This is a genomic window from Salipiger sp. ABF4_146 (assembly GCF_056161345.1).
The window spans coordinates 1-2,070 of record NZ_JBSWYX010000063.1; the positions used below are offsets into that span (position 1 = coordinate 1).

At 65.6% G+C, this 2,070-nt stretch carries 2 pseudogenes; both read right to left on the reverse strand.

The features are described from left to right. Window positions 1-1,183 (reverse strand): annotated as a pseudogene (locus tag ACXAJT_RS27530) (hypothetical protein); the annotation flags it as partial. A gap of 258 nt (window positions 1,184-1,441) precedes the next feature. Then, window positions 1,442-1,993 (reverse strand): annotated as a pseudogene (locus tag ACXAJT_RS27535) (IS30 family transposase); the annotation flags it as partial. Between the last annotated feature and the right edge of the window lie 77 nt (window positions 1,994-2,070).

A 2,070-nucleotide genomic window follows, 5' to 3' on the forward strand; every position in this document is an offset into this window, starting at 1 on the left:
GCAGGCCATCGTCCCCCGCCACGATATCGAGCGTGGAGTCGAGAAGCCCGTCTTCTCCGGTGACCACATCGAGCGTGCCGGTGACGATGCCCTCGTCGCCTGTGAGGCTGTCGAGCAGGCCGTCATCGCCTGCGACTGTATCGAGCGTGGAGTCGAGAAGCCCGTCCTCTCCGGCGACCTCATCGAGCGTGCCGGTGACTATGCCCTCTTCGCCGGTGAGGCTGTCGAGCAGGCCGTCATCGCCTGCGACTGTATCGAGCGTGGTGTCGAGGAGCCCGTCCTCTACGGCGACCGCATCGAGCGCGCCGGTGACGACACCTTCTTCGCCGGTGAGGCTATCCAGCAAGCCATCGTCCCCTGCGACGATGTCGAGGGTGCTGTCTTGGAGCCCATCTTCGCCAGTGGTCGGATCGAGAGCACCGGTGACGATGTCCTCTTCTCCGGCAAGTCCATCCAGCGGGCCATCGTCGCCCGTAATGGTTTCCTCCGTCCCGGGGGCGTTGTCGGGATGGGCCTGTTCGGCGGCGTTCTCTGCCGGGTCGGTTGCGGGAGGGGGCACCGGGATGGCGGGGGCGTCTGTCGCTGCGGGGCCTGTGGCGGAGCTTGCAATGGAGGTGGGCGTGTCGCTGGCGGGGGCCAGTGGCGCAGGCTTGGCGGTGGGTGTCTGGGGTGCTGCGGCCTTGGACGTCGGCGCGGCGGCGTCGCCCTGTGCGGGCGTGCTGTCGCCTTCGGGGGTCGCGGGTGCGTCTGGCGTCGCGGCAACCGGCCCGGCCTGTTCGGCGGGCGCGGTGGGGTCCGTCTTTGCCTGCAGCGCGGCGGTTGTCGTGGCGGCCGTGGTGCCGGGTGCGGCGGGGTCAGAGCCGTCGGGCATGTGGCCCGCGGCGGCCGTGCGTCCCGCACCGTCGGCTGCCAGCGCAGCGCCGGGGGCCGCATCTGCGGCGGGGGTGCCGGTTGAGCGGGGGGGCTCGAGACTCGGCTCGCGCAGCGCCTCGCGGGCAGAGGCGGTGCCGGTCTGAGCTGCCAGCCCCATGCCGATCGCCGCGGCATTGGCGGCAGCGGCGGTCTGGCCGAAATCGCTGCGCGACGACGACGGCGTCCGGTGCGGCGCATAGGGCTCGGCGGCGGCTGTCTCTTTCGACAGTCGCTGCTCGCTGTTGCGATCCTTGCCCTTCGAGTCAGACACCAGTGTCTCTCCTTTTGCGATCCGCGCGGTGCTTCTAGTCGTGCTGACCCTTGTTGAGCCATCGCAGTCTTGCAACCATCCGGGAGCTCGAGGAACTAGGGAGAGGATGGCGCCGTCCGTACAGAGGATATCTCCTTAAAGGAGACAGTACACCAAAAGGAAGCTAAAAGTCTATATCCCAAAGTATGTACGCGCTGTGATGCTCGCGCGATGGGCCAGTGAGAACTCACGCCGAAGCGCAAAGTCAGATTTCCTGTTTTATGTCAGTCGGTTCCGGATATCCACGAGCTTGGCCCCGAAGACTTCAGCAGGCGTTCTGTAGCCCAGGCATTTGCGGGGCGTCGCGTTGAGGCGCTGGCAAATCGACCTCAAATATCGATTTGTCAGGGCCGTCGGCTCGGTCGAGCGGGGCAGAAACTTGCGAAGTCGGTTGTTGGTGTTCTCGACGGTGCCTTTCTGCCAGGGCGCCTGCGGGTCGCAAAACCAACTGTCCGCGCCGATCCCATCCTTGAGCCGCTGCCATGCCGAGAACTCGGTTCCGCGGTCGAAAGTGATGGATTGCCGCGCGTCGGCGGGCAGGGCGGAGAGCCCCTGGATGAGGGATTCCATGATCGGCTTCGATCGTCGGTCCTCGTTGCGCAGCACGACGGTATAGCGGCTGACACGCTCCACCAGGGAGGTCACGTTGATCTTGCCGTGCTCCTTGCGGAACATCACCAGGTCACATTCCCATGTGTGGATACCTCCGTCGGTGCAAGCATTCTTTTGAACGGGTCGAACATGTGATCGGGTACGATCATGTGTCAGATGCCGTAATGGGGCTCGCCAAGGAACACCGCCGTAGTGACTTGCTGAACGGTTGGCGTTGAAGTGTCGTTGCCCCTGGC